The sequence below is a fragment of the Streptomyces sp. A2-16 genome, assembly GCF_018128905.1.
Classification (GTDB): domain Bacteria; phylum Actinomycetota; class Actinomycetes; order Streptomycetales; family Streptomycetaceae; genus Streptomyces.
The window spans coordinates 4,709,957-4,734,652 of sequence record NZ_CP063808.1; the positions used below are offsets into that span (position 1 = coordinate 4,709,957).

Annotated in this window: 20 protein-coding genes; 4 read left to right on the forward strand and 16 right to left on the reverse strand. The window is 70.5% G+C overall.

Annotated features, from left to right (window positions below):
* Nucleotides 1–164 precede the first annotated feature (164 nt).
* On the forward strand, nt 165–1,205 hold the full coding sequence (locus IOD14_RS21145; RefSeq protein WP_212671142.1) for a LacI family DNA-binding transcriptional regulator: 1,041 nt from the start codon (nt 165–167) through the stop codon (nt 1,203–1,205).
* A gap of 104 nt (nt 1,206–1,309) precedes the next feature.
* Here the strand turns inward: IOD14_RS21145 and IOD14_RS21150 are convergent, their stop codons facing one another.
* Nucleotides 1,310–3,571 (reverse strand): MMPL family transporter, encoded by a 2,262-nt coding sequence (locus tag IOD14_RS21150; RefSeq protein WP_212671143.1) that lies wholly within the window; start codon nt 3,569–3,571, stop codon nt 1,310–1,312.
* Nucleotides 3,572–3,746: 175 nt separating this feature from the next.
* On the opposite strand from IOD14_RS21150, the gene IOD14_RS21155 reads away from it, so the two are divergent.
* Together IOD14_RS21155 and IOD14_RS21160 are read left to right on the forward strand one after the other, a co-directional pair.
* Complete coding sequence (locus IOD14_RS21155; RefSeq protein ID WP_212671144.1) at nt 3,747–4,919, forward strand: histidine kinase; 1,173 nt, start codon at nt 3,747–3,749, stop codon at nt 4,917–4,919.
* Nucleotides 4,894–5,556 carry a response regulator transcription factor gene (locus IOD14_RS21160; protein WP_212671145.1) on the forward strand — a complete coding sequence of 221 codons (663 nt, stop codon included), beginning with the start codon at nt 4,894–4,896 and terminating at the stop codon, nt 5,554–5,556. The genes IOD14_RS21155 and IOD14_RS21160 overlap by 26 nt, the downstream gene beginning before the upstream one ends.
* A 216-nt stretch (nt 5,557–5,772) precedes the next feature.
* On the opposite strand, the gene IOD14_RS21165 is transcribed toward IOD14_RS21160, so the two are convergent.
* The 10 genes from IOD14_RS21165 to iolC form a co-directional block, all read right to left on the reverse strand.
* On the reverse strand, nt 5,773–6,423 hold the full coding sequence (locus tag IOD14_RS21165; protein ID WP_212671146.1) for a class I SAM-dependent methyltransferase: 651 nt from the start codon (nt 6,421–6,423) through the stop codon (nt 5,773–5,775).
* A 777-nt stretch (nt 6,424–7,200) separates the two neighbouring features.
* Nucleotides 7,201–8,067: a sugar phosphate isomerase/epimerase gene (locus IOD14_RS21170; RefSeq protein WP_212671147.1), complete on the reverse strand. Its 867-nt coding sequence runs from the start codon at nt 8,065–8,067 to the stop codon at nt 7,201–7,203.
* Entirely contained in the window at nt 8,064–9,080 is a 1,017-nt protein-coding gene (locus IOD14_RS21175) for a Gfo/Idh/MocA family oxidoreductase (RefSeq protein WP_212671148.1), read from the reverse strand. The genes IOD14_RS21170 and IOD14_RS21175 overlap by 4 nt, the downstream gene beginning before the upstream one ends.
* On the reverse strand, nt 9,077–10,525 hold the full coding sequence (locus tag IOD14_RS21180) for a sugar porter family MFS transporter (protein ID WP_123993019.1): 1,449 nt from the start codon (nt 10,523–10,525) through the stop codon (nt 9,077–9,079). The genes IOD14_RS21175 and IOD14_RS21180 overlap by 4 nt, the downstream gene beginning before the upstream one ends.
* Before the next feature lie 9 nt (nt 10,526–10,534).
* Nucleotides 10,535–11,485 carry a TIM barrel protein gene (locus IOD14_RS21185; protein ID WP_212671149.1) on the reverse strand — a complete coding sequence of 317 codons (951 nt, stop codon included), beginning with the start codon at nt 11,483–11,485 and terminating at the stop codon, nt 10,535–10,537.
* 30 nt (nt 11,486–11,515) lie between these two features.
* Nucleotides 11,516–13,012, reverse strand: coding sequence for a CoA-acylating methylmalonate-semialdehyde dehydrogenase (locus tag IOD14_RS21190; protein WP_212671150.1), 1,497 nt, complete (start codon nt 13,010–13,012; stop codon nt 11,516–11,518).
* A gap of 29 nt (nt 13,013–13,041) precedes the next feature.
* Complete coding sequence (gene iolD, locus IOD14_RS21195) at nt 13,042–14,919, reverse strand: 3D-(3,5/4)-trihydroxycyclohexane-1,2-dione acylhydrolase (decyclizing) (protein ID WP_212671151.1); 1,878 nt, start codon at nt 14,917–14,919, stop codon at nt 13,042–13,044.
* Nucleotides 14,916–15,797, reverse strand: coding sequence for a 5-deoxy-glucuronate isomerase (iolB, locus tag IOD14_RS21200; protein WP_212671152.1), 882 nt, complete (start codon nt 15,795–15,797; stop codon nt 14,916–14,918). Before iolB ends, iolD begins: the two co-directional genes overlap by 4 nt.
* The gene (locus tag IOD14_RS21205; RefSeq protein ID WP_123993015.1) at nt 15,794–16,666 is read right to left on the reverse strand and encodes an aldolase; all 873 of its coding nucleotides are present in this window, start codon (nt 16,664–16,666) and stop codon (nt 15,794–15,796) included. Before IOD14_RS21205 ends, iolB begins: the two co-directional genes overlap by 4 nt.
* Nucleotides 16,656–17,609, reverse strand: a complete 954-nt coding sequence (gene iolC, locus IOD14_RS21210) for a 5-dehydro-2-deoxygluconokinase (protein WP_123993014.1) — start codon at nt 17,607–17,609, stop codon at nt 16,656–16,658. Before iolC ends, IOD14_RS21205 begins: the two co-directional genes overlap by 11 nt.
* A gap of 225 nt (nt 17,610–17,834) precedes the next feature.
* Here iolC and IOD14_RS21215 point away from each other — a divergent pair, with 225 nt between their 5' ends.
* Nucleotides 17,835–18,830 (forward strand): LacI family DNA-binding transcriptional regulator, encoded by a 996-nt coding sequence (locus IOD14_RS21215; RefSeq protein ID WP_212673345.1) that lies wholly within the window; start codon nt 17,835–17,837, stop codon nt 18,828–18,830.
* A gap of 13 nt (nt 18,831–18,843) precedes the next feature.
* Here the strand turns inward: IOD14_RS21215 and IOD14_RS21220 are convergent, their stop codons facing one another.
* The 5 genes from IOD14_RS21220 to IOD14_RS21240 form a co-directional block, all read right to left on the reverse strand.
* Nucleotides 18,844–19,929 (reverse strand): Gfo/Idh/MocA family oxidoreductase, encoded by a 1,086-nt coding sequence (locus IOD14_RS21220; protein ID WP_212671153.1) that lies wholly within the window; start codon nt 19,927–19,929, stop codon nt 18,844–18,846.
* Between the two features lie 2 nt (nt 19,930–19,931).
* Complete coding sequence (locus IOD14_RS21225) at nt 19,932–20,930, reverse strand: Gfo/Idh/MocA family oxidoreductase (RefSeq protein ID WP_212671154.1); 999 nt, start codon at nt 20,928–20,930, stop codon at nt 19,932–19,934.
* A 124-nt stretch (nt 20,931–21,054) separates the two neighbouring features.
* The gene (locus IOD14_RS21230) at nt 21,055–21,972 is read right to left on the reverse strand and encodes an ATP-binding cassette domain-containing protein (protein ID WP_212671155.1); all 918 of its coding nucleotides are present in this window, start codon (nt 21,970–21,972) and stop codon (nt 21,055–21,057) included.
* A gap of 5 nt (nt 21,973–21,977) precedes the next feature.
* Nucleotides 21,978–23,054, reverse strand: a complete 1,077-nt coding sequence (locus IOD14_RS21235; RefSeq protein WP_123993010.1) for an ABC transporter permease — start codon at nt 23,052–23,054, stop codon at nt 21,978–21,980.
* Nucleotides 23,054–24,058, reverse strand: coding sequence for a substrate-binding domain-containing protein (locus tag IOD14_RS21240; RefSeq protein ID WP_123993009.1), 1,005 nt, complete (start codon nt 24,056–24,058; stop codon nt 23,054–23,056). Before IOD14_RS21240 ends, IOD14_RS21235 begins: the two co-directional genes overlap by 1 nt.
* Nucleotides 24,059–24,696 lie beyond the last annotated feature (638 nt).

Sequence of the window (24,696 nt, forward strand, 5' to 3'; positions counted from 1 at the left end):
CACGCACGCCGCCTCGGCGGCGCCTTCTCCAGCCCGAGCGGCCGCCGCCAGGGTAGTACCTCTCACGTCACCGTGCCGTTGCCGAGCCCCCTCCTGAAGCAACGCCCAAATGGAACGTTCTACAATCGGTCCCCAGCAGACGAGACCGACCAGGAGAGGACAGTATGCCTGCGACCCCGGCGGTCCCGGACGGGAAGCGGCCGACGCTCGCCGACCTGGCGACGCGGGCAGGTGTGTCCACCGCGCTGGCCTCCATCGTGATGCGCGGGGCGAAGGGGGCCGGCGCCGCCACCCGCGAGCGTGTCCTGGAGGCCGCGCGGGAGATCGGCTACCGCCCGGACGCCCGGGCGAGACTGCTGCGCAGTCACCGCTCCCACCTGCTCGGCGTGCAGTTCGGCCTCCAGCATCCGTTCCACGCCGACCTGGTGGAGGGCATCTACGCCACCGCCGAACCAGCCGGATACCAGATCGCGCTGAGCGCCGTGAGCGCCGGACGGGGTGAGCAGCGTGCCGTCGAAACCCTGCTCGACGACCGCTGCGAGGCGCTGATCCTGCTAGGCCCACAGGCCCCCGCCTCACGGCTGACGGAGCTCGCCGGGCAATTGCCGGTCGTCTCTGTGGCCCGCCACCTGCGGCCACCCGTCCCCGGCCTGGAGGTCGTACGGACCGCCGACGACAAGGGCGCCCGCCAGGCGGTCGACCACCTCGTGGCGCTGGGCCACCGCGCCATCGCCCACATCGACGGCGGCAAGGCCCCCGGCGCAGCCGACCGGCGACGCGGCTACCGCACCGCCATGAGCCGCCACGGTCTCACCGAGCACATCCGCGTCGTGCCCGGGGGCCTCACCGAGGCAGAGGGCGCCGAGGCCGCCCAGGTTCTCGCCGCCTCCCACCCGCGCCCCACTGCGGTCCTCGCCTTCAACGACCGCTGCGCGACCGGTGTCCTCGATGTCTTCCTCCGCAGCGGCATTCCCGTCCCCGGCGCCATCTCCGTCGTCGGCTTCGACGACAGCCATCTGGCCCGCCTGGCCCATATCGACCTCACCACCGTCGGGCAGGACATCCCCCGCCTCGCGCACCTCGCCGTGGACCGGGCCATCGCGCGCCTGGACGGTCGCGACACCGGTACCGGCGAACAGGTGGTCGCTCCACACCTCGTGGTCCGGGGGACGACGGCCCCGCCCTCCACCGCACCGGCCACCTGAGCGTCGCCCGGGCCAACCTCGCACCGCACACAGTCCCACGCGCCTCCAACACGGCCTGGGTGACGGGCTGAAGTGCCGGACGCCAAGGGCGGGCAGGAACTGAGTCAACGGTCAACCAGCCGTGGACGCGGGGCCTCATCCGTGGATTCCGCGTCGGTGTCGTCGGTGCCGACCGGGCCGCGGGGAAGCATCCGGTCCAGCCACTTCGGCAGCCACCAGTTGGTCCGGCCGAGGAGTGTCATGGTCGCCGGTACCAGCACCATGCGTACGACCGTGGCGTCGATGAAGATCGCGGTGGCCAGGCCGAGCCCGAACATTTTGGTGGAGGGGTCGTCGGCGACGGCGAAGGACAGGAAGACCGCCACCATGATGAGGGCGGCCGAGGTGATGATCCGGGCCGTGCGCGAGACGCCCTCGACGATCGCCGTGCCGTTGTCGCCGGTGCGCAGGTACTCCTCGCGTACGCGGGAGAGGAGGAACACCTCGTAGTCCATCGACAGGCCGAACAGGATGGCGAAGAGGAACATCGGGATGAACGACACGATCGGAACCGTCGCTTCCAGCCCGATGAGCGAGCCTCCCCAGCCCCACTGGAAGACCGCGACCATGATGCCGTAGGCCGCGCCGATGCTCAGCAGATTCAGCAGGACCGCCTTGAGCGGTACGAGTATCGAGCGGAAGACCAGCATCAGCAGCAGGAACGACATCGCCAGCACGGCGGCGACGAACACGGGCAGGCGCTCACTGGTGCGTCGGCCCACGTCGGACAGGCTCGCGGCGGCGCCGCCGACGTGGGCCCTGGCCGGGCCGTGCCCGATCGCCGTGGGCAGCACGTCGGTGCGCAGCCGGGCGATGGTGTCGGTCGTGGCCTTGTCCTGAGGGCTGGTGGTCGGGAACACCACGAGGGTCGCGATGCCGGTGGCCCGATCGATGTGCGTCGGCGCGACGGATGCGATGCCCGGATCCGCCGCTACCGCCCCGACGAGTCGGTCCAGCACGCCCGGATCACCGGTGGGGTCCGCGGCGATGACGAGGGGACCGTTGGTGCCCGGGCCGAACCCCTCGGCGACGAGGTCGTAGGCCCGGCGCTCGGTACGGCTGTGGGGCAGTGAGCCGTCGTCGGGCAGGCCGACGCGCAGGCCGAGCACGGGCAGCGTCGCGGTCAGCAGCAGTCCCGCCGCGCCGACCGCGTACGGCACCGGGTGCCGGCTGACGTGCCCGATCCAGCGCCGCCATCCGGCGGCGGGGACGGCGTCCGGCGCCGCGCCCTGCCGTCGGAAGAGCCGCCCGGCCCGAAGAGCCCGGCCGATCCGGCCGGCCCGGCCCAGACGCGGGCCGGCCGCTCCGAGGAAGGCCGGCAGCAGCGTCACCGACGCGAGCACCATGATCAGGACGACGATCGAGACGGCAAGCCCGCCCACCGTCATGAACGGCACGTTCGCGACCGCCAGGCCGAGGATCGACACGACGACGGTGCCGCCGGCGAAGACCACGGGCCGCCCCGCCGTGGCCACCGCTCGTCCGGCCGCCTCGTGCGGATCGAGCCCGCGCGCGAGGTACTCCCGGTGCCTGGCGAGCACGAACAGCGCGTAGTCGATGCCCACTCCGAGCCCGACCATGCTGCCCAGGACCGGTGCGAAGGTGGGGACGTCCGTGACCCCCGCCAGTACCGTCATCGTGGCGACCCCGACGGTCAGTGCGAAGACCGCCATGCCGATCGGCAGCGCGGCGGCGACGAGCGAACCGAACGCCAGGAACAGGATCGCGGCCGCGGCGAGGAGGCCGATCAGCTCGCTCGCGCCGCCGTCGGGGTCGGAGAAGGCGTAGAAGAGGTTCCCGCCCATCTCGATGCGCAGCGGCAGCTCGGCGCGCAGCCGGTCGCCGAGACCGACGAGGGCGTCGAGGTCTTCGGCCGACAGCCGGCTCTGGTCGGGGTACTGCACCCGGACGACCGCGATCCGCCCGTCGGCCGAGACAAGGCCGCCGCGCACGGCGGTGTCCCCGGGTGCGTCGAGTGCCCCCGCCGGGTCGTTCGTGCCGAGCACGTGCGGCAGCTGCCGCACCTCGGTCTGCAGCCGCGCCAGAGCGGTGCGCGCGCCGCCGTGGTCGAAGAACGTCGCAGCGCCGTCGAGGGGGGTGACGACCACTTGGGCGGTCATCCCCTCCTGGCCGGTGCCGGCCCTCTCGATCAGTTGCGCGGCCTGTTGGGAGTCCAGTCCCGGAGCGGTCATCGAGTCCGTGGTCCGCCCGCCGAAGGCGACGGCGGCGAGGACGGCGAGCGTGGCGGCGACCAGCCATGCCGCGATCACCCGCCAGGGATGGCGGGCGGCGCTTGCGCCCAGGCGCAACAGGGCATTTGACAGCATCGGGTCCTCCAACCACCTCGTCGGCCGTCCTTGTACGGCCGCCGATCCCGAGGCTCGTCGCCACGGCGCTCCGCGGCATCGGCCCGCGGGCCGCGGATCCGTCGGCCCCGGGGCGGAGTGACGAACCGTCCTTTCGGCCGATGCGCGGCACGCCACGGTCCCTAGGCTGAGAACCGTGCTGCGAGAAGACCTGCGAACCCTGTGGACCGAACCCCGGCCGCCCGACGCGCCCGCCCGGGTGTGGCGGGACTGGGCTCTGCTCGCCGCGGGCCTGAGCGGTGTGGTGCTGGAGGCCGCCCTGCGCGAGAACGTCGTGTGGCGGCCGGTGGCGGTGGTGTTCGCCGTATGGCTGTGCCTGCTGCCCTTGTGGCGCCGCACCCGCCCCCTGGCGATGGTCACGCTGGCGTTCGGCTCGCTGAGCCTGCTTCAGGTGGCCTCGCTGGTCGCCGCCCCGCGCGAGCCCGTCGGCCTCTACACCGGCCTGGTCGTGCTCGTGCTGGTGTACGCGCTGCCCCGGTGGGGATCGGGACGCGAGATCGTGCTGGGCGGCGCGGTGATCCTCGCGACCGGCGTGCTGTGTTCCGTCACGGACGACACGCCGGTCGTCGAGAACGTCGCGGGCTTGGTCTTCCTGCTGCTGCCCGGCGTGTTCGGGGCCGCCGTGCGGTTCTGGGTGACCGCTCGCGAGCGGCAGGTGGAGCAGGTGCGATCCCGCGAGCGCGAGCAACTCGCCCGGGAACTGCACGACACGGTGGCCCACCACGTGTCGGCCATGGTGATCATCGCGCAGGCGGGCGGAGTGCTCGCTGGCGCTGACCCGTCCGCCGCCGTCAAGGCGCTGGAGGAGGTCGAGGAGGAAGGGGCGCGCACGCTGGAGGAAATGCGCGCCATGGTCGCCGCGCTGCGCGACCGCGGGGTCGGCGCCGAGCTGGCGCCCCCTGCCGGAGTCGCGGATCTGGAGCGCCTGGTGAGCACCCCGGGTGGTCGCCTCAGGGTCGACCTGGGGCTCGACGGCGAACTGGACGCGCTGCCCCCGGCCGTGGACGCGGCCGTCTACCGGATCGTGCAGGAGTCGGTGACCAACGCGCTGCGCCATGCGGTCGACGCGACCGAGCTCGTCGTTCGGGTCACCGCGGAACGGCACACGGTACGGGTGAGCGTGCACGACAACGGCCGGCGCACCGGCCGGGGTCGCGACGGATACGGACTTACCGGACTGCGCGAGCGCGCGACCCTGCTCGGCGGCACACTACGAGCCGGCCCGGGTACCGACCGGGGCTGGCACGTCGAAGCCGAACTGCCGAGAGCGAGGAACGAGAGCCGTGTCCATTCGCGTCCTCGTCGCTGACGACCAGACGATCATCCGCACCGGGTTGCGGATCATGCTCAACGCCCAGCCCGACATCGAGGTGGTCGGCGAGGCCGCCGACGGGCGGGAAGCGGTACGTCTGGCCCGCGAACTACGCCCCGACGTCTGCCTGTTCGACATCCGCATGCCCGTACTCGACGGGCTGGAGGCCACCCGGCTGATCGCCGGCCCGGACGTCGCCGACCCGCTGGCCGTGGTTGTCATCACCACGTTCGACCTCGACGAGTACGTCTACGGCTCACTGCGTGCCGGCGCCCGAGGATTCCTCCTCAAGGACACGGGACCGGACCTTCTGGCCCAGGCCGTACGGTCGGCGTCCGACGGTGAGGCGCTCATCGCGCCCAGCGTCACCGTCCGTCTGCTCCAGGCGTTCGCGGACCTGCCCGCCGGCCGGCCCGTGGCCCAGCCGGTCTCCCCCGTCACCGCCCGCGAGGAGCAGGTGCTCCTCGCCGTCGCCCGCGGGCTGACCAACACCGAGATCGCCGATGTGCTGCACATCAGCCTCAGCACCGTGAAGACGCATCTGGCCAGCCTGATGGCCAAACTCAACGCCCGCAACCGGGTCGAGATCGCGATGTGGGCCTACGAAACGCGCCGTATCCTCCCCGCCACCTGAGCCGGGTGCCGGCCCATGTCCCATGAGTCCCTGCCCGGACGTCGGTGCACCGGTCGGCTCACGTCGGCTCCACGTGCCTCACCCGCCCCAGACGGTGAGACACCCGATACGACAAGACTCCCGACAGCTACCTCACCGGTCTCCACCTGCACGCCTCGATGATTTGGATCAAAGACCGCACCATGACCACCCGATGATCACGACTCGATACGCGGCCTAGGCCAGGGGCACGCTCTGAGGGCGGCGGGCCAGCAAGTGGGTGTCGAGGAAGCCTCGCTCGGACTCCGGGTCGTGGAGCAGCCGGGCGAACGTGACGAGTCCGGCTTCGGCCAGCAGTTCGGCGAACCGGTCCACCGGCCAGTTGTAGGCGGGCGTCACCTTGTGGTCGAAGCGGACCGGCTCAGATCCCTCGGTCATCCCGAAGAAGGACACCAGGAGCAGGCCCTCTGGTGCCAGGACACGCACCTGCTCGGCGAGCAGCGCGGGCAATTCCCCAGGTGGGGTATGGATCATCGAGTAGTGGGCCAGCACTCCGCCAAGTGCACCGTCCTCGACCGGCAGGGCCTCCATTCGTGCTTCGTCGAACCGCAGCACCGGCTGGGCCCGCCGAGCGTGGGCAACCATGGCGGGCGAGAGGTCGAGCCCGAACGCGTCCAGCCCCAAGTCGTGCAGCATGGCCGTCAGATGACCGGGGCCGCATCCGACGTCGGCTACCCGCAGGTTCCCCGTGGCACGCACGAGCTCCGCGAAGGTGCCGATCATGTTCCGCGCGAACGGCCTCGTCTCCAACCGACTGGTGAACATCGACGCATAGAGCTCGACGACCCCGTCGTAGGCCGCCCTGGTCTCGTCCTGGTGTTCCAACACGGGCAGGAACCTAACACTTGGGCCGTGCGCCCGTGCTCCGGAGCCATTCCGGCGCTTCCCTCCTGGCTGACCGTCCCGTCACCTGATCACGGGACACCCTCGTTGGTTCAGAGAAGGAGTACGGGACGCGGACCTGTTCGATGTCGTCGGTGTGCCGGCGGAGCCGGGGGACCGGTGGTGGTGCCGGGGACGGGGATTCCGGCTTCCGGGTCGACGGAGGGGACGACCGGGGAGCGGTCCTGCGCAAGCCGGGGGCCTTCCCTGGTTCGACCGCGCGGGAACGGGCCCGCTCCGCGGGCCGGGTCCGGAGTGGAGGGCGGTCACCCCGCCAGGTGCTTGCCGAAGAACTCGGTGAGCTTGGCGACGGCGGGGGTGACGTATTCGTCCTTGTCGTACAGGTCGATATGGGTGGCACCGTCGATGACGACCAGTTCCTTGGGCTCGGCCGCCTGCGCGATCGCTTCCCGGCTGAAGTAGGCGCTCTCCGCTTGCTGCCGGTGCCACGGACATGGTTCTTACCGGCACCCCGACTCGGAACGCGCGGAAGACCCCGCAACGAGCCGGCACAGGCGATCCCCAGGGCGAACGCCGGCGCGGGCGGGGACCGGCGACACGACCGCCCCCTCCACTCCGGCGGCAGGGCTCCCCTCCCGGGGGCCACGACCGGCACTCGCAGACGCCCCCTGGTGATCAAGGCGAGCCCGGTCGGCCGGACGGATCCGCCGCCGCCCGCCCACGGCTCGCGACAGGGCGGGGGCGGGGGAAAGACCGCAACGACTACGCCGCGAGTTCCTTGGTGATGCGGTCGAGCATGAACGCCGAGGACTCGCGGGCCCGTTCCTCCCAGGCGAAGACGCAGGCCGTGGCCACGCCGTCGAAGTCCAGCTCGCGCAGAGTGCCGAAGAAGGTGTCCCAGTCGACTTCGCCCTGGCCGATGTCGAGGTGTTGGTGGATACGAGCCGTGGTGCCGGGCGGGTTGAGGATGTAGCGCAGGCCGCTGGAGCCCTTGTGGTTGAAGGAGTCGGCGATGTGGACGTGCTGGAGCTTGTCGCCGGCGTAGTGCATCATCGCGGCGATGTCCGCCGTCGGGTCCGCGCCGGAGAGGTGGAAGGAGTGCGGGGCGCAGTAGAGGTAGTTGACCCACGGCTTGTTGATGGCGCGGACCAGGTCGACGGCGGGGGTGTTCTCCTCGCAGAAGTCGTCGGGGTGGGCCTCCAGGTTGAGGGCGATGCCTTCGCGCTCGAACAGCGGGAGCAGTTCCTCCAGTGAGCGCCAGAACGCGGCTTCGCTCTCGGCGGCGCGTTCGGGCCGGCCGTTGAACTCCGAGTTCATCAGGGGGCATTCGAGGTCCGCGGTGATCTCGATCATGCGCTTCCAGTAGCGGACGGCCGCCTGTCGCTCGGTCTCGTCGGGCGACGACCACTTGTACAGCGGCAGCACGGAGGACAGCTTCACGCCGTGCGTGCGCAGGGCGTTCTTCAGCTCCGTGATGCGCTCGTCGTCCGCCCGCGGGTGCAGGAAGAACGGCATGAAGTCGTCGCGTGGCGACAACTCGATGTACTCGTAGCCGAGTTCGGCCACCGTGCGCACCATGTCGTCGATCGGCAGAGCACGGAACATGTACGGGTCGAGGGCGATCTTCACGCGGCACCTCCGTAGAAGGCGGGTCGGGGCTTGAGGTCGGTGGCGACGACGCGGCCCGACTCCAGGGCCTCGACGGTCGCGGCGGTGATGACGGTGGCGGCGTAGCCGTCCCAGGCCGAGGGGCCCGTGGGCTCGTCACCGGCGGCGACTCCCGCGACCCACTCCCGGAACTCGGTGTCGAAGGCGTCCGCGAAGCGGCCCACCCAGTCCGTGAGCACCTCGGTGCTGTGCTGGGCGGCGACGCGGACACCGACGGCTGCCGGATCCGGCAGCCGGACCAGGCCCTCCTCGCCGACGGCCTCGCACTGGATGTCGTATCCGTACTGGCAGTTGACGAAGACCTCCAGGTCGATCCGGACACCCTTGGCGGTCTCGAAGAGCATGATCTGGGGGTCCTTGAGGTGCGCGAACCGCTTGCTCGTGGCGCGCGGGGTGAGCACCTGCGTGGAGACGATCTCGTCGTCCAGGAGCCAGCGCAGCACGTCCACCTCGTGTACGGCCGTGTCCAGGGCAGCCATGGAGGACGTGTACGACTCGGGGACGGTCGGGTTGCGGTGGGCGCAGTGCACGATCAGCGGTTCGCCGATCCGGCCGGATTCGATGACCTGCTTCATCTGCCGGTAGCCGGTGTCGTAGCGGCGCATGAAGCCGACCTGGACCAGTCGGCGGCCGTGCGCGACCTCGGCCTCGACGATCCTCAGGCAGTCCTCGGCGGTCGTGGCGAGGGGCTTCTCGCAGAACACCGGCTTCCCGGCGGCTATCGCGTTCAGCACGTGCTCCGCGTGGGTCGGACCCCAGGACGTCACGAGCACGGCGTCGACGTCGTCCGCGGCGATCAGGGCGGCGCCGTCGGGCAGCACTCGGGCGCCGACCGGCGCCGCTGCCTCCGCGGCGCGGGCGGCGTCGATGTCGGTCACCGCGGTGACCCGGGCGCCGGTGACGGTGTCGGTGAGACGGCGGATGTGCTCCTTGCCGATCCAGCCGGCGCCGATGACACCTACACGTACAGTCATGATCGTTTCCTAACTGGGTCCGGCTGGGAGAAGCGCGCCCGGAGTTCGGCTTCGAGGGTTTCGAGGGTGCGGCCCTTGGTCTCCGGGACGTAGAGCTTGACGAAGGCGAGCGAGAAGACGCCTGCCACGACGAAGAGGAAGAAGGTGTTGGAGATTCCGATCCCGGAGACGAGGGACGGGAAGACCAGGCCGATCACGAAGTTGGTCAGCCACAGCACCACCGCGGCCACGCCCATGCCGAAGCCGCGCATCCGCATCGGGAAGATCTCGGAGAGCATCAGCCAGGTCACCGGGGAGATCGCGCCCTGCTGGAAGGCGAGGAAGGTGACCGTCATCGCGAGCACGGCGTACGCCCGTCCGTCGCCGGACGGCAGCACCAGCGAGAACACCCCGATCAGCAACAGGGCTGACGTGGTGCCGATCTGACCGGTCATCAGCATCGGCCGACGGGGTACCCGGCCCAGCAGCCAGATGCCGACGAAGGTGGCCAGTACCGAGATGACGCCGTTGGCGATGTTCGCGGTCAGCGCGCTGTCGGCGGCGAAGCCGGCGTCGGTGAGGATCTGGGTGCCGTAGTACATGATCGTGTTGACGCCGGTGATCTGCTGCACGATCGCGATGCCGAAGCCGACGAACATCAGCTTGCGCAGCCATGGCGTGGACCGCATGTCCTGCCAGCCACCGAGCTTCTCCTGCTCCTCCTTCACGGCGAGCGCGGACACCTCGGCGAGCTCGGCCTCGGCCCGCTGCTGGGAGCGCACCTGCTTGAGCACGTCGAGCGCCTCGGTGAAGCGGGTCTGGGAGGCCAGCCAGCGTGGGCTCTCCGGCATCACCAGCATGCCGAACCACAGCACCACGGCCGGGACGGTGGCGAGCACGAGCATCCAGCGCCACACTCCGCCGGACTCACCTCCGACCTGGGCGATGACCGCGTTCGAGGTGAAGGCCAGCAACTGCCCGCTGACGATCATGAGTTCGTTGCGGGTGACCAGTGCGCCGCGCCGCTCGGCGGGGGAGACCTCCGCGAGGTAGACGGGCACGGTCACCGAGGCGCCGCCGACCGCGAGGCCGAGCACGAACCGGGCCACCACCATGACCGCGACGTTCGGCGCGAGCGTGCAGCCCAGCGCGCCGACGAAGAAGATCACGGCGAGGGTGAGGATCGTACGGCGTCGTCCGCGCGCGTCCGACAGGCGGCCGCCGGTGATCGCGCCCAGCGCCGCGCCGAGGAGCAGGGAGCTGGTGACCATGCCTTCGGTGACCGCGGTCAGACCGAGATCGTCGGTCATGTAGGGCAGGGCGCCGTTGATGACGCCGGTGTCGTAGCCGAAGAGCAGGCCGCCGAAGGTGGCGATGACGGTGATGACGCGCAGCCGCCGGGAGACGGCGGGCGGGGCGTCGTTCGTGCGGGTGGGGGCGTGAGTCGCGTCGTCCCTGACGTCCATGGCCACCCCCTACCGGTCGAGGTTCGGGCGCCGGGTGCCCGTCAGCCCGCATCCCGCCAGATGCTCACGCGTGCTGACCGCGATGGGCAGCGGCACCTCGGGAGCGCACGGGTACAGGTCCTGCTCGACGATCACGAACAACTCGGCAGCCAGCTTTGCCAGTTCGGTCACCACGTCGGCCGGGTTCGGCACACCGGCCGGGGGTGACACACAGACGCCGCGCTGGACGGCCTCGCCGAAGGAGAGGTCCTCGGCGGCCACTTGGGCGAGCACGGCGGGGTCCATCTGCTTGATGTGGACGTAGCCGACGCGTTCGCCGAAGCGGCGGATGAGGTCGAGGTTGTCGCCGCCGCCGTAGGCCACGTGCCCGGTGTCCAGGCAGAGGTTGGTGTAGCGGGGGTCGGACTCGTTCAGCAGCCGTTCGATCTCGGGCTGGGTCTGGATGTGGCTGTCGGCGTGCGGGTGGATGACGAGGCGTATGTCGTACTCGTCGAGCAGCAGTCTGCCGAGCCGGTCGGCGGCCTTGCCGAAGCCCGCCCACTGTTCGGCGGTCAGCTCGGGTGACTCGGTGAACGCGCCGGTCTTCTCATCGCGGTACATCGGCGGGATCAGGACCAGGTGGTGGGCGCCCGCGGCGGCTGTCAGCGTGGCGATCTGGCGGACGTGGGCGAGCATGTCGTCCCAGGCTTCCGGCCGGTGCAGTGCGCCGAAGGCGGTGCCGCCGGAGACCTGCAGGCCGCGGGCGTCGAGTTCGTCCTTGAGCCGCTGCGGGTCGGTGGGGAGGTAGCCGTAGGGGCCGAGCTCCAGCCACTGGTATCCGGCCGTGGCCAGCTCGTCGAGGAAGCGGGTGTACGGCACCTGGTGCTCGTCCTCGGGGAACCAGATGCCCCAGGAGTCGGGGGCGGAGCCCAGGCACAGGTTGCCGGCGGTGGTGCGGAGCGGGGATGGCGCCGTTGCCATGGCGTGTCCTTCGGGGGGAGGGAGCGTGGGTCAGTTGGAGGTGGGGAAGTCGAAGCCGGCGGCGATGTTGTGGGTCTGCTCGGGCCAGCGGGTGGTGACGACCTTGGGGCGGGTGTAGAAGCGGATGCCCTCGGGGCCGTGGATGGGGTTGTCGCCGATGAGGGAGTCCTTCCAGCCGCCGAAGGAGTAGTACGACATCGGGACGGGCACGGGGACGTTGATGCCGATCATGCCGACGTGGATGGTGCGCTGGAATCGGCGGGCGGCCTCGCCGGAGGCGGTGAACAGGGCGGTGCCGTTGCCGTAGGGGTTGGCGTTGATCAACGCGATCGCTTCGTCGAGGGACTGGGCGCGCACGACGGCCAGGACCGGCCCGAACAACTCCTCCTTGTAGGCGTCCATCTCGGCGGTGACGTGGTCGAGCAAGGACGGGCCGGTGAAGAAGCCGTCCTCGTGGCCGTCGACCTTGAGCCCACGCCCGTCGACGACCACGGTGGCGCCCTGGGCGGCGGCGGTGCCGACCGCGTTCTCGACGCGCTCCTGGGCGGCCTTGGTGACCAGGGGGCCCATCTCCGTGCCGGGCACGTCACCGGGACCGACCTTCACCTCGCGGGCCTTGCGCTCCAGGATCTCGACCAGCCCGTCCGCGGCGTCGCCGACCGCGACGGCCACGGAGACGGCCATGCAGCGCTCGCCGGCGGAGCCGTAGGCGCCGGCGGTGATGTGGTTGGCGGCGAATTCCAGGTCGGCGTCGGGGAGAACGACGGCGTGGTTCTTGGCGCCGCCGAGGGCCTGGACCCGCTTGTCGTGCGAAGTGGCCTGCTCGTGCACGTACTTGGCGATCGGCGTCGATCCGACGAAGGAGACGGCCTTGATGCCGGGATGGGTGAGGATCGCGTCGACGGCGTCCTTGCCGCCGTGCACCACGTTGAAGACACCGTCGGGCAGTCCGGCCTTCTTGTACAGCTCGGCGACGAAGTTCGCGGCCGACGGGTCGCGCTCACTCGGCTTCAGGATGAAGGTGTTGCCGGTGGCGATGGCCATGGGGTGCATCCACAGCGGCACCATCGCGGGGAAGTTGAACGGGGTGATGCCCGCCACTACGCCGAGCGGCTGGCGGAAGTTGTGCACGTCCACGCCGCGCGAGACCTGGTCGGAGAAGCTGCCCTTGAGGACGTCGCCGAGGCCGCAGGCGAATTCCACGACCTCGCGGCCGCGGGTGATCTCGCCGCGGGCGTCGTCGACCGTCTTGCCGTGCTCGGCGGAGATGACCCGGGCCAGCTCCTCCTCGTGCTCCACCAGCAGCTGGCGGAAGGCGAACATGACCTGGGTGCGTCGGCTGAGGGACGACTCCGACCAGGTCTCGAAGGCGCGGGAGGCCGCCTGGACCGCCGTGTCGACGTCGGCGGTGCCGCCGAGGACGACCTGGGCCTGCTCCTGTCCGGTGGCCGGGTTGAACACCGGCTGGGTGTCGGAGGCGGAGCCCGGGGTGGGGGAGCCGTTGATCCAGTGCTCGATGGTCTTCACGGTGCGGGTTTCCTTTGCGGGGACGGGACTTACAGGTAGTGGCGCTGGGTCTTCTTGTGGGCGGCGTAGGTCTCGTACGCGCTGCGAGTGGACTCCAGGGCGGAGGTCTGGCTGACCGGGACGTCCCACCAGCCGTGGCCGGGCGGGTTGGGCCCGTAGAGGTCGGTCTCGACGTGCACGACGGTGGTGCGGGTGGCGGCCTTGGCCTTCTCCAGCGCCGCCCGGAACTCCTCCACCGACGTGGCGTGCAGGATGTCCGCGCCCAGGGAGGAGGCGTTCGCGGCCAGGTCGACGGGCAGCACGTCGCCGTCGAGCTGTCCTGAATCGCCGTTGCGGAAGCGGTACTTGGTGCCGAACCGCTGTGAGCCGAGTGACTCGGACAGGGCGCCGATGGAGGCGAAGCCGTGGTTCTGGACCAGGACGATGATGACCTTCAGGCCTTCGGAGACCATGGTCACGATCTCCTGCGCCATCATCAGATACGAGCCGTCACCGACCAGCACGACGACCTCGCGGGAGGGATCGGCCATCTTGGCGCCGACGCCGGCCGCGACCTCGTAGCCCATGCAGGAGTAGGCGTACTCGACGTGGTACGCCTTGGGGTCGCGCGCACGCCACAGCTGCTGGAGGTCGCCGGGCATGGAGCCGGCCGCGTTGATGACCACAGCGCGGTCGTCCAGCACGGAGTTGAGCGCGCCGAGAATCTCGGTCTGGGCGGGCAGCGGTCCGTGGCCGATGGTGAAGCACCGGTCCTCGATCTCCCTGGTGCGGGCGATCAGGTGGCGGGTGCGCTCGCGGTACGAGGGGTCGACCTCCCAATCCGTGAGCGCACCGGCGAGGGCCTGGATGCCGAGGCGGGCGTCGGCGACCAGCGGCTCCGCCGAGTGTTTGACGGCGTCCAGGCGGGCCACGTTGAGGTTGACGAAGGTGACGTCCGGGTGGGCGAAGACGGTGTGGCTGGCGGTGGTGAAGTCGGAGTAGCGGGTGCCGATGCCGAGGACGACATCGGCTTCCTTCGCGAGCTCGTTCGCAGCGTACGACCCCGTCGAGCCGATGCCCCCGACCGCGCACGGGTGGTCCCAGGGGACGGCGCCCTTGCCGGCGTGGGTGTCGGCGACCGGGATGCCGGTGGCTTCCGCGAACGCCCGCAGCGCGGTCTCCGCGCCGGAGTACACGGCACCCCCACCGGCCACGATGAGCGGCTTGCGGGCGCCGCGCAGCAGACGGGCGGCCCGCTCGACGGCGGCCGGCTCCGGCACCGGGCGGCCCACGTGCCACACCCGCCGCCGGAAGAAGGCCACCGGCCAGTCGTGCGCCTCGGCCTGCACGTCCTGCGGCAGCGCGAGGGTGACGGCACCGGTCTCGACCGGGTCGGTCAGCACCCGCATCGCCGCAAGGGCGGCCGGGATGAGCTGCTCGGGGCGCGAGATGCGGTCGAAGTACTTGGAGACCGCGCGGAAGGCGTCGTTGACGGTGACGTCGCCGCCGCGGGTGTCCTCCAGCTGTTGCAGCACCGGGTCGGCGGCGCGGGTGGCGAACATGTCGGACGGCAGCAGCAGGACCGGCAGCCGGTTGGTGGTGGCCAGTGCCGCGCCGGTGATCATGTTGGTGGAGCCGGGGCCGGTGGAGGCGCTGCAGGCGAAGGTGGCCAGCCGGTCGCGCATTTTCGCGTAGGCGACGGAGGCGTGGACCATGCCCTGTTCGTTGCGGGCGAGGTAGTAGGGCAGGTCGGCCTCGCCGGTCGTGGCCGCTTGCAGCAGCGCCTGGCCGATGCCGGCCACGTTGCCGTGCCCGAAGATGCCCCACACCCCGGGGATGAGGCGCTGCTCCTGGCCGTCGCGCTCGCTGTACTGGTTCGCGAGGAAGCGCACCAGAGCCTGCGCGGTGGTGAGCCGGACGGTGTTCATCGCTGCGTGAGTCCTTCGAAGGGAAGCCGGTCATCGATCTCCTGGGACTCCCAGGTGGTGCGGACCCAGCCGTGGGCGGGGTCGTCGCAGATCAGCCAGGCGCGGTCCTGGCCGGGGCCGGCCATGACGTTGAGGTAGTAGAGGTCGTAGCCGGGCGCGGCGATGGACGGTCCGTGCCAGCCGTGCGGGATCAGCACCGCGTCCCCGGAACGCACCTCGGCCAGCACGTCGATCGGCCGCTCGGTGGTCCCGTACACCCGCTGGTAGCCGAAGCCGTTCCCGTCCCCCGCGACCTGGAAGTAATAGATCTCCTCCAGCTCCGACTCCTGGCCGGGCCGTGCCTCGTCGTGCTTGTGCGGCGGATACGACGACCAGTTGCCGCCGGGTGTGAGCACCTCGCAGACCAGCAGCTGCTCGGCGTCGAAGGTGCCGGGCAGGCAGTAGTTGTTGACCTGCCTCGAACACGCCCCGGCGCCGCGGAGCTCGATGGGCACGTCCTCCTTGGGCCCGTACCGGGCGGAGAGTGAGCTCCGCTCGGTACGGGCGGAGGGCAGCGCGAACAGACCTCCCTGTGCGCTGCCGATCAGGGCCTCCGTCTCGGGAGGCAGATAGGCGAAGTCGGTGACCGAGGCGAACACGCCGGTCCGACCGATGAGTTCGAAGACGCTGCCGTCCGTGGTGACGGTGCAGGAGCCCGTCAGCGGCAGGACCAGGAACTCGGAGTCGCCGGTGGACACGGCGTGTGCCTCGCCCGGCTTGAGGGTCAGGATCCTCAGGCCGGAGTATCCCCAGCCCGCCGACTCGGGCGTGACCAGGAGGTCGTAGGGCCCGTCGGCCGCAGTGCCCCTGGGCAGGTGGTACTTGCTGGTGTCGCTCACAGCAGGCTCACCGCCTTGTCGACGGCTCCGGCCACGTCGCCGCCCGCCGGATAGAGCAGGGAACGGCCCACGACCAGGCCCTGCGCGGTGGGCTGCTTGAGCGCCTTGCCCCAGGAGGCGAACGCCGCCTGCGGGTCGGTCACCTCACCACCCAGCAGCAGCGCCGGGAGGGTCGAGGAGGCCAGGACGCGCTCCATGTCGGCGACGACCGGCAGCTTGAGCCAGGTGTAGGCGGTACGCCGGCCCAGCCCGGACGCGATCGTGACGGACTTGACGACAGCGTCCGTCGACAGGTCGTTGCGGATCGTGCCGTCCTGCCACGCCGACATGAACGGCTCGACCATGGCGATGAGTCGACGGTCGTTGAGTTCGTTGACGGCCCGCGCGGTCGCGGACAGGGCGGCCGGGGTGGCCGGGTCGTCGAGCGCGATGCGGGTGAGCATCTTGCCGCCGTCGAAGCCCATCGCGGCGATCGTGGCGGCGTCGTAGCCGGTGAACCGGTCATCGATCTCGAACACCGACCCGGCCAGGCCCGCCCGGTTCATGGAACCGAAGACGCTCTTGCCGTCGAGGACGCCGAGCAGCAGGAGGTCCTCGAGAATGTCGGCGGTGGCCAATACCCCCGTCACCCCCGGGCGTTCCAGGGCGGTGCACAGCCGGTCGAGGAGCTCGAAGCGGTCGGCCATGGCGGTCGGGTCGGAGCCGACACCGTTCGCGCCCCGGGCCGGATGGTCCGCCGCGATGATCATCGCCTTGCCGTGCTCGCCCAGCAGCGAGGTGGCCCTGATACGGCGGGCTGCGGCGGCCTCGACGGCGCCGGGGTCGCCCACGCGGGCGGACACGATCCGGCTCAGCTTCTCAGACTGCACGGGTCACCTCATCGAGCTTGGTGTTGACTTCGGCCTCGGTCGGCATGGCGTCCGAGCAGGACAGACGGCCGGCGACGAGGGCACCGGCGGCGTTGGCGAAGGACACCGTGCGGCCCATGTCCCAGCCGGAGAGCAGGCCGTGGCACAGGGCCCCGCCGAAGGCGTCGCCGGCGCCGAGGCCGTTGACCACGTCGACCGGCATCGGGGGGATCTCGGCGACCGCTCCGCTGCGGTCCATGGCCAGTACGCCCTTCGGGCCCTGCTTCACCACCGCGAGTTCCACGCCCGCGGCCAGCAGGGCGTTCGCGGCGGCGTAGGGTTCGCGCTCGCCCGTGGCGACCTCGCACTCGTCGAGATTGCCGACCGCCACCGTGCTGTGCCGCAGCGCCTGGGCGTAGTACGTCCGCGCCCGGGCGGGGTCGGCCCAGAACATGGGCCGCCAGTCCAGGTCGAACACCGTCGTGCCGGCCTTCGCCCGGTGCTCCAGCGCGGCCAGCGTGGCCGAGCGGCTGGGCTCCTCGCTCAGCCCGGTGCCCGTCATCCAGAAGACCGCCGCGTCCCGGACCGCGTCCAGGTCCAGTTCGCCGGCGGCGATGTCCAGGTCGGGCGCCTTGGGCAGGCGGTAGAAGTACAGCGGGAAGTCGTCCGGCGGGAAGATCTCGCAGAACGTCACCGGGGTCGGCGCGATGTCCGACGTACCGACGAAGCGGCTGTCGACGCCGTAGCCGGCCAGTGCGGTGCGCACGAAGCCGCCGAACGGGTCCCGGCCGGTCTTCGTGATCACCGCGGCCGTACGTCCGTAGCGCGCCGCGGCCACCGCGACGTTGGTGGGGCTGCCGCCCAGGTACTTGCCGAACGAGGTGACCTCGGCCAGTCCCACGCCTGTCTGGAGCGGGTACACATCCACTCCCACGCGGCCCATGGTCAGCACTTCGAACGGCATAACGCTGGTTTCCCTTCGTTCCGCGGACGCCGGTGAGGACTCCGGGGAGCTGTCGCGGGTGAGTTCCTGCCGCGCTCTACTAGCGCGCTCTAGTGCGAGTACGATGACCCCAGTCCGAATGTCATGTCAATAGGTTGTTGCCGGAAGATTTCTTGATCACCGCTAGGGTGGACGGCGTCGGAAGGTGGGTTCACGGTGGATGCATCGGGCAAGCAGCGGCCCACGATGGCGGACGTCGCCGAGAAGGCGGGCGTCTCGCGGGCGCTCGTCTCGATCGTGTTCCGCCATCAGCCGGGCGCGAGCGAGGAGACCCGGCAGCGGGTGCTGCGGGTCGCCGACGAGATCGGCTACCGGCCCGACAGCGCGGCCCGGCTGCTGGCGCGTGGCCGCAGCCGCACGCTCGGCGTGATGTTCACCGTCCAGCAGACCTTCCACACCAACCTGATCGAGGGGATCTACCCCGAGGCCGAGCGGCTCGGCTACGAGGTCCTGCTCTCCGGCGCCACTTCGGGCCGCAGCGAGGAGAAGGCCGTGGAGGCGCTGCTCAGTCACCGCTGCGAGGCGGTGATCGTGCTCGGCTCCTTCGCCGAACCCGACTTCCTGGCCGAGCTGGGACGCCGTACGGTCGCGGTCTCCGTCAGCCGCAGGGTCGCGCACGCGCACGTGGACTTCGTGCACTCCGCCGAGGGCAAGGGGGTGCGCCAGGCGATGGACCACCTCGTGGAGCTCGGACACCGCAGGATCGTGCACGTCGACGGCGGCCGCGGCCCCGGCTCGGCCGAACGGCGGCGCGCCTACCGGGCGGCGATGCGCCGCCATGGCCTGGAGGCCGAGGAATGCGTCATCCCCGGCGAGCACACCGAGCAGTCCGGCATCGAGACCGGGCGTCTGCTGCTGACGGAGCGCGAGGAGGGGCACCCGCTGCCGTCCGCGGTCCTCGCGGGCAACGACCGCAGCGCGATGGGCCTGTTGATGTCCCTGACCCGCGCGGGCGTCGAGGTTCCGCGCGACATGTCCGTGGTCGGCTACGACGACAGCCATCTCTCCCACCTGATGCCGATCGGGCTGACCACCGTGCGCCAGGACGCGGGACTCATGGCAGAGCACGCCGTCCGCTTCGCGGTGGAACGGCTGGAGGATCCTCAACGCGAGCCGCGGGAGGCCGTGGTGGAGCCGAAGCTGGTGGTACGGGGGACCAGCGGGCCGCCGGCGAAGCGCTGACGGCGAGCGGCGGTCAGGCCGCCGGTGGGGGCTGGGGTGCCGCCTCTCCCCAGACTGCTCCTGAGTCCTCGCCGGGCCAGGAGATACCGCACAGTCGGCGGATCTCGTCCATCGCCCGAAGTGTGGACACGGAGTCCTCCAGCGGCCGGAGCGGCGTCTGGAGCCGTCCGGCGCCGATGCACCGGGCCACCTCCGCCGCCTCGAAGTGCAGGGCGTCATGTGCGGTGCGCGCTTCGCCGTACGACAGCGGTGTCCCGCCGCCCGCCGGGGTGAGGAGCACCTCGCCGGGTTGGTAGAAGGGGCCCGGCAGGCTCAGGGTCGCGTGGGTTCCGGCGACCGTGGCCGTGGTGGGCGTGTCGCTGAACAGCGTGGTGTGGACGATGCCCTGGCCGCCGTCCGCGTCGCGGAGGAGGGCGGCGGTCTGGCCGTTGACGCCCGCCGGGTGGGGCTGGGCGAAAGCCCGCACCTCCACCGGCTCGCCGAGGACCGCCACGGCGAAGGAGATCGGGTACGTGCCCAGGTCGAGGAGGGGCCCGCCGGCCAGATCGGTGCGGAGAATGCGGTGGCCGCCCGCGAAATGCTCGCCGTGGTCGGCCAGCACGGTGCGGATGCCACCCAGGACACCGGCGTCGAGGATCTGCCGTACGACGTCGAATCTGGGCAGGAAGAAGGTCCACAACGCCTCGGCGCAGAACAGGCCGCGCTCCGTGGCGAGTCGAGCGATCTCCGAGGCCTGGGAGGCGTTGAGCGCGAGCGGCTTCTCCACGAGCGTGTGCTTGCCGGCCGTGAGGGAGATCCGGGCGCAGTCGAGGTGGGCGGTGTGCTCGGTGGCGACGTAGACGACGTCGACGTCCGCCGCGGCTGCCAGTTCCTCGTAGGAGCCGTAGGCGTGCGGGATGCCGTGGCGGCCCGCGAACTCCTCGGCACGGGCGCCGTCACGCGACGCGACGGCCGTGAAGATCTGGCGGGTGTGGCGCTGCACGGAGGCGATGAAGCGTTCGGCGATCCAGCCGGTGCCCAGAACGCCCCAGCGCAGTACGGGCGCATCCATCGAGGCCGGAGTGCGCGGAGCGGGAAGAGCGGTGGGAAAGGCGGGCATGCTCAGACCTCCGGGACCCGGACGGCGACGCTGCTGCCCCCGTTCTTCATGGACGTGATGACGGCCTCTGCCACCGCGCTCGCCACCAGGCCGTCGTCCGCGGTCGCTAGGGGCGAGGGCGCGCCGGAGGCGATCGCGTCGATCCAGGCCTGGAGTTCGAGGCGGTAGGCGTCGGCGAACCGGGGGCGCCAGTCGGCCGGGTGGCCGAGGGACCGGGCGCCGGCGGCGTCGGTGACGACGCGCGCGGGGTGGGTCAGGGCCAAGGTGCCGCGCTCGCCCACCACTTCGCAGCGGATGTCATAGCCGTAACCGGCGTTGAGGAACACCTCGACGGTGGTCAGCGCGCCGTCGGCGGTGCGCAGCAGTATCAGTTGGGGGTCGCGCAGGCCGGTGGCCGTGCTCGTGGAGCGACCGGCGTGCCAACTCACCTCCTCGATCCGGGAGTCGATCAGCCAGGGCACGGTGTCGAACTCGTGGACGGCCGACCCGGTGACGCTGAGCTCGTCCGTGGCACCGGGAGCCGAGGAGACCCCGCGGCTGACACAGTGCAGCAGCAGCGGCGACCCGCAGGCACCAGCCGCGATCGCAGCCCTGAGCTCTGTGTACGCGGGGTCGAAGCGGCGCATGAATCCCAGCGAGATCAGCCGCCCGCCCGTGTGCCGCTCCTCCCGTACGACGCGGACGCACTCGGCCGGCGTGGGGGCGAGGGGCTTCTCGCACAGCACGGGTTTCCCGGCCTGTACGGCCGCGACGGCCAGATCGGCGTGGGTGGTGTCGTGCGAGGCGATGACGACGGCGTCGACCGCCGGATCATCAATCAGAGCGTGGGGGGCAGCGGTCACACGCGCCCCGGGGACGGCGTCCGCGACGGTGGCGGCCCGTTCCTCGTCGATGTCGGCGACCATGGTGACCACGGCCCCTGAGACATGACGGTGCAGGGTGTTCACATGATCGGCGCCCATGTTGCCGGCGCCTATCACTCCGACGCGTACGGTGCTCATGCGAGGCTTTCCCCCTGTTCGCTCGGATGTCGGTGGGCGCCTTCGGCCAGGCGTTCTGGGAACGACGTCCCGGGGCCGGACCGCGGACGCCCACCTGTGTGGACAGTTGAGGCGTGTGCCGTTGTCAGGACGCGGCCGCCTCGCCCGTGGCCGCCACGGGCGCGGTGAGGTCTTCCCCTTCCGGCAGAGCCTCGGTGTCGACGCCACGAACCTGGGACAACTCGTGCTTGAGGGCTGCGAGTTCGGCGCCGCCGGCCATGTGGTTGGTGAGCTCTTCGAGGGTGATCTGATCGCGGGCCGCGGACAGTTCCATGGTGCCCAGGCGCAGCACGCTGAAGTGGTCGCCGACCATGTAGGCGTGGTGGGGGTTGTGGGTGATGAAGATGACCCCGAGGCCGCGGTCTCGGGCGGCGGCCACGTACTTGAGCACCACACCGGACTGCTTCACGCCCAGGGCGGCGGTGGGCTCGTCCAGGATGAGGATGCGGGCGCCGAAGTAGACGGCGCGGGCGATGGCCACGCACTGGCGCTGGCCGCCGGAGAGCGTGCCGATGGGCTGTTCGAGATCGTCCAGGACGATGCCCATCTCACGCAGCTCGTGGTCGGCGGTCTTCTTCATCCTCTCGATGTCGAGACGGCGGATGGGCCAGGGGCCCTTGGTCATCTCGGAGCCGAGGAAGAAGTTGCGCCACACCGGCATCAGCGGGACGACGGCGAGGTCCTGGTAGACGGTGGCAATGCCCTTGTCCAACGCCTCGCGCGGGGTGGAGAAGCGCACCGGGGTGTTGTCGACGAGGAACTCGCCCTCGGTGTGCTGGTGCAGCCCGGAGATGATCTTGATCAGGGTGGACTTGCCGGCGCCGTTGTCGCCCAGGACACAGGTGACCTGGCCGGGCCGGACCTTCAGGTTCACGCCGTGCAGGGCGCGGATGTTGCCGTAGGCCTTGCCGGCGTTGCGCAGTTGGACGATCAGGCGCTCGGCGTCGTCGGGGACATCGTGGGCGAGGACGGCGCCGTGGGTGCCGCTTGCGTGGTTCGTCATAGGGGTCACCTCCGGGTCGCTGTGCGCTGGACCCACTGATTGATCAGGACGGCGCCGAGCAGCATCACGCCGAGGAAGGCCTTGAACCAGTCCGGGTTCCAGTTGGCGTAGACGATGCCCTGCTGGACCATGCCGAACATGAACGCCCCGAAGACCGGGCCGATCGCGGATCCGGCGCCGCCGGTCAGCAGACAGCCGCCGATCACCGCGGCCGAGATGTAGATGAGTTCCTGGCCGATGCCCTCGCCGGACTGCACGGTGTTGAAGGAGAACAGTTGGTGCATGCCGACGAACCAGGCGCCGACGCCGACCAGCATGAACAGCGAGATCTTGGTGAAGGCCACCGGCACGCCGACGGCTCGCGAGCTGTCCTTGTTGCCGCCGACGGCGAAGATCCAGTTGCCGTACCTGGTGCGCAGGAGCACCCAGGTCGCGATCGCGGCGAACAGCAGCCACCAGAAGATGGTGATCTTCACCTGGACGCCGCCGATGTCGAAGCTGGAGGCGAAGACCCTCTTGGCGCTGCTGAAGCCGTCCATGTCGCTGATGTCGTTGGTGGCGACGTTGCCGGTGACCAGCTTGGTCACCGCGAGGTTCACCCCTTGCAGGATCAGGAAGGATCCCAGGGTGACCAGGAAGCTGGGCAAGCCGGTCCTGACCACGAGCCAGCCGTTGAGGAAGCCGATGCCGAGGGAGACGATCAGGGCGGCGATCACGCCGACCCAGACGTTCATGGTCAGCTGGTAGCTGAGCATGCTCGCGGTGAGGGCGGAGGTGATCACAGCGACGCCGGCCGACAGGTCGAACTCGCCGCCGATCATCAGCAGCGCCACCGGGACGGTCATGATGCCGAGGGTCGACGACTGGTAGAGGATGTTCGCCATCGAGCCGGCGTCGCGCACCGGCGGTGCCGCGATCAGGAAGAACACGTACACGGCGGCGGCACCGAGAAAGACGCCCACATCGGGCCGGGCCAACGCCCTCAACGTCAGGGTGCGTTGCACGGTCCGGCCGTCGGTTTCCTCCGGGCCGGGGGCCGGCGGTGTGTTCACCGCCGGCTCGGCGTGCTGGGCCATGCTCATCACCGGGTCCCGTTCGCGGCGAACTTGGCGACCGTGTCGACGTTGGTCTTGTCGATGAAGGCGGGGCCGGTGAGGACGGGCGCGGTGCTGCCGCCGCTGAAGTTGCCGTTCGTCCTGTACAACCAGATGGCGTCGACGGCGAGGTAGCCCTGCAGATACGGCTGCTGGTCCACGGCGAACTCGACCTTGCCGTCCTGGACGGCCTTCACCAGGTCCTTGTTGAGGTCGAAGGTGGCGAGCTTGGCCTTGCTGCCGGCGTCGGACAACGACTGGACCGCCGTCAGCGCGATCGGCGCGCCGAGGGTGACCAGCTGGTCGATGGACGAGTCCTGCTTCAGTTTGGCGGTGATCGTCGCCTTCACCGACGGCATGTCCGTGCCGTTGACGTAAAGGATGTCCGTCTGGCCGCTGAAGCCCTTCTTCAAGCCGGCGCAGCGGGCCTCCAGGGCGACCTGCCCCTGCTCCTGGATGACGCACAGGGCGTGCTTGGCGCCGAGCTGGTTCAGGCGCTGGCCGAAGGCCTGGCCCGCGATGTTCTCGTCCTGGCCGAAGTACTCGAGCATGCCGAGCTGCTTCCAGTCGCCGACGCCGGAGTTGAAGCCGACGACGGGGATGCCGGCGGCGGTGGCCTTGGCCACGACGTCCTTCATGGCGCTGGGCTTGGCGGCGGTCAGGGCGATGCCGTCGACCTTCTGGTCGATGGCGTTCTGGACCAGGTTGGCCTGGTTGCCCGCGTTGGGGTCGCTGGAGTACACGAGCTTGACGTTGTCCTTGGCGGCTGCGGCCTGGGCGCCCTTGCGGACCAGGTCCCAGAACGTGTCGCCGGGGGAGGCGTGGGTGACCATGGCCACCGTCATGCGCGGGGTGGTGGCCTTGCCCGCCGAGGCGGCCGCGTTGCCTTCCTCGGACTTCTTGCCGCCCGAGCTGCTGGAACAGCCGGCGGCCAGCAGGGTCCCGGCCAGGACGGTAGCGGTGAGGACCGCGGCTCGGTGGTTTCTGTGCATGTCCCTTGCACCTCGCTGTGCTTGTCGGGGTGGAGTCGGTGATGAGCTGGGGCGCGTCCGACGTCGGTGGTCGATGCCTGATCACCGAGAAACGAGGCGGCGCGCGGATGGCATGTGTGTGCCGTGCGTGACGGCGCTTCTGCGGCGGTCGTAGGTGTGGACCACCTGTTCAGCGACTGGAGCGCTTTAGTAGCGCGCTCTAGTTGGAGAGACTATGGAGCCGCCTCGCGCGGATGTCAACGGGTATGTCAGGACGTACCAACAAAGTGTCCCGAACGAAATTGACGCACGGATCCAGCCACTGGGCGGGCCGAGCCCACGCTGGTGGGCAACTCGGGGGCGAGGACTCCAGGCGTTCAGCAGAGCGGCGGCATCCCGCAGGCGACCGGGTCCTCGACTTCCGGGGCGGATCGTCGCGTCCCGTGAAGTGGTGCAGCCGGGCAGGGGACCGGAACGCAGGGCGGCTGCCCCGGGCGTGGATCCGCCGACGGTGCATGGTCCCTGAACAAGGGCAGGCCTGAAAACCGAGACTCGTTCCCCGGTGCACCTACCCGCTCACCGGCGTCGGCTGCGTCGGCCGGGTCCGCACCGACTGCGGTGCCTTCGGCGTCTGCCCTGACGACGTATGGATCCGGGAG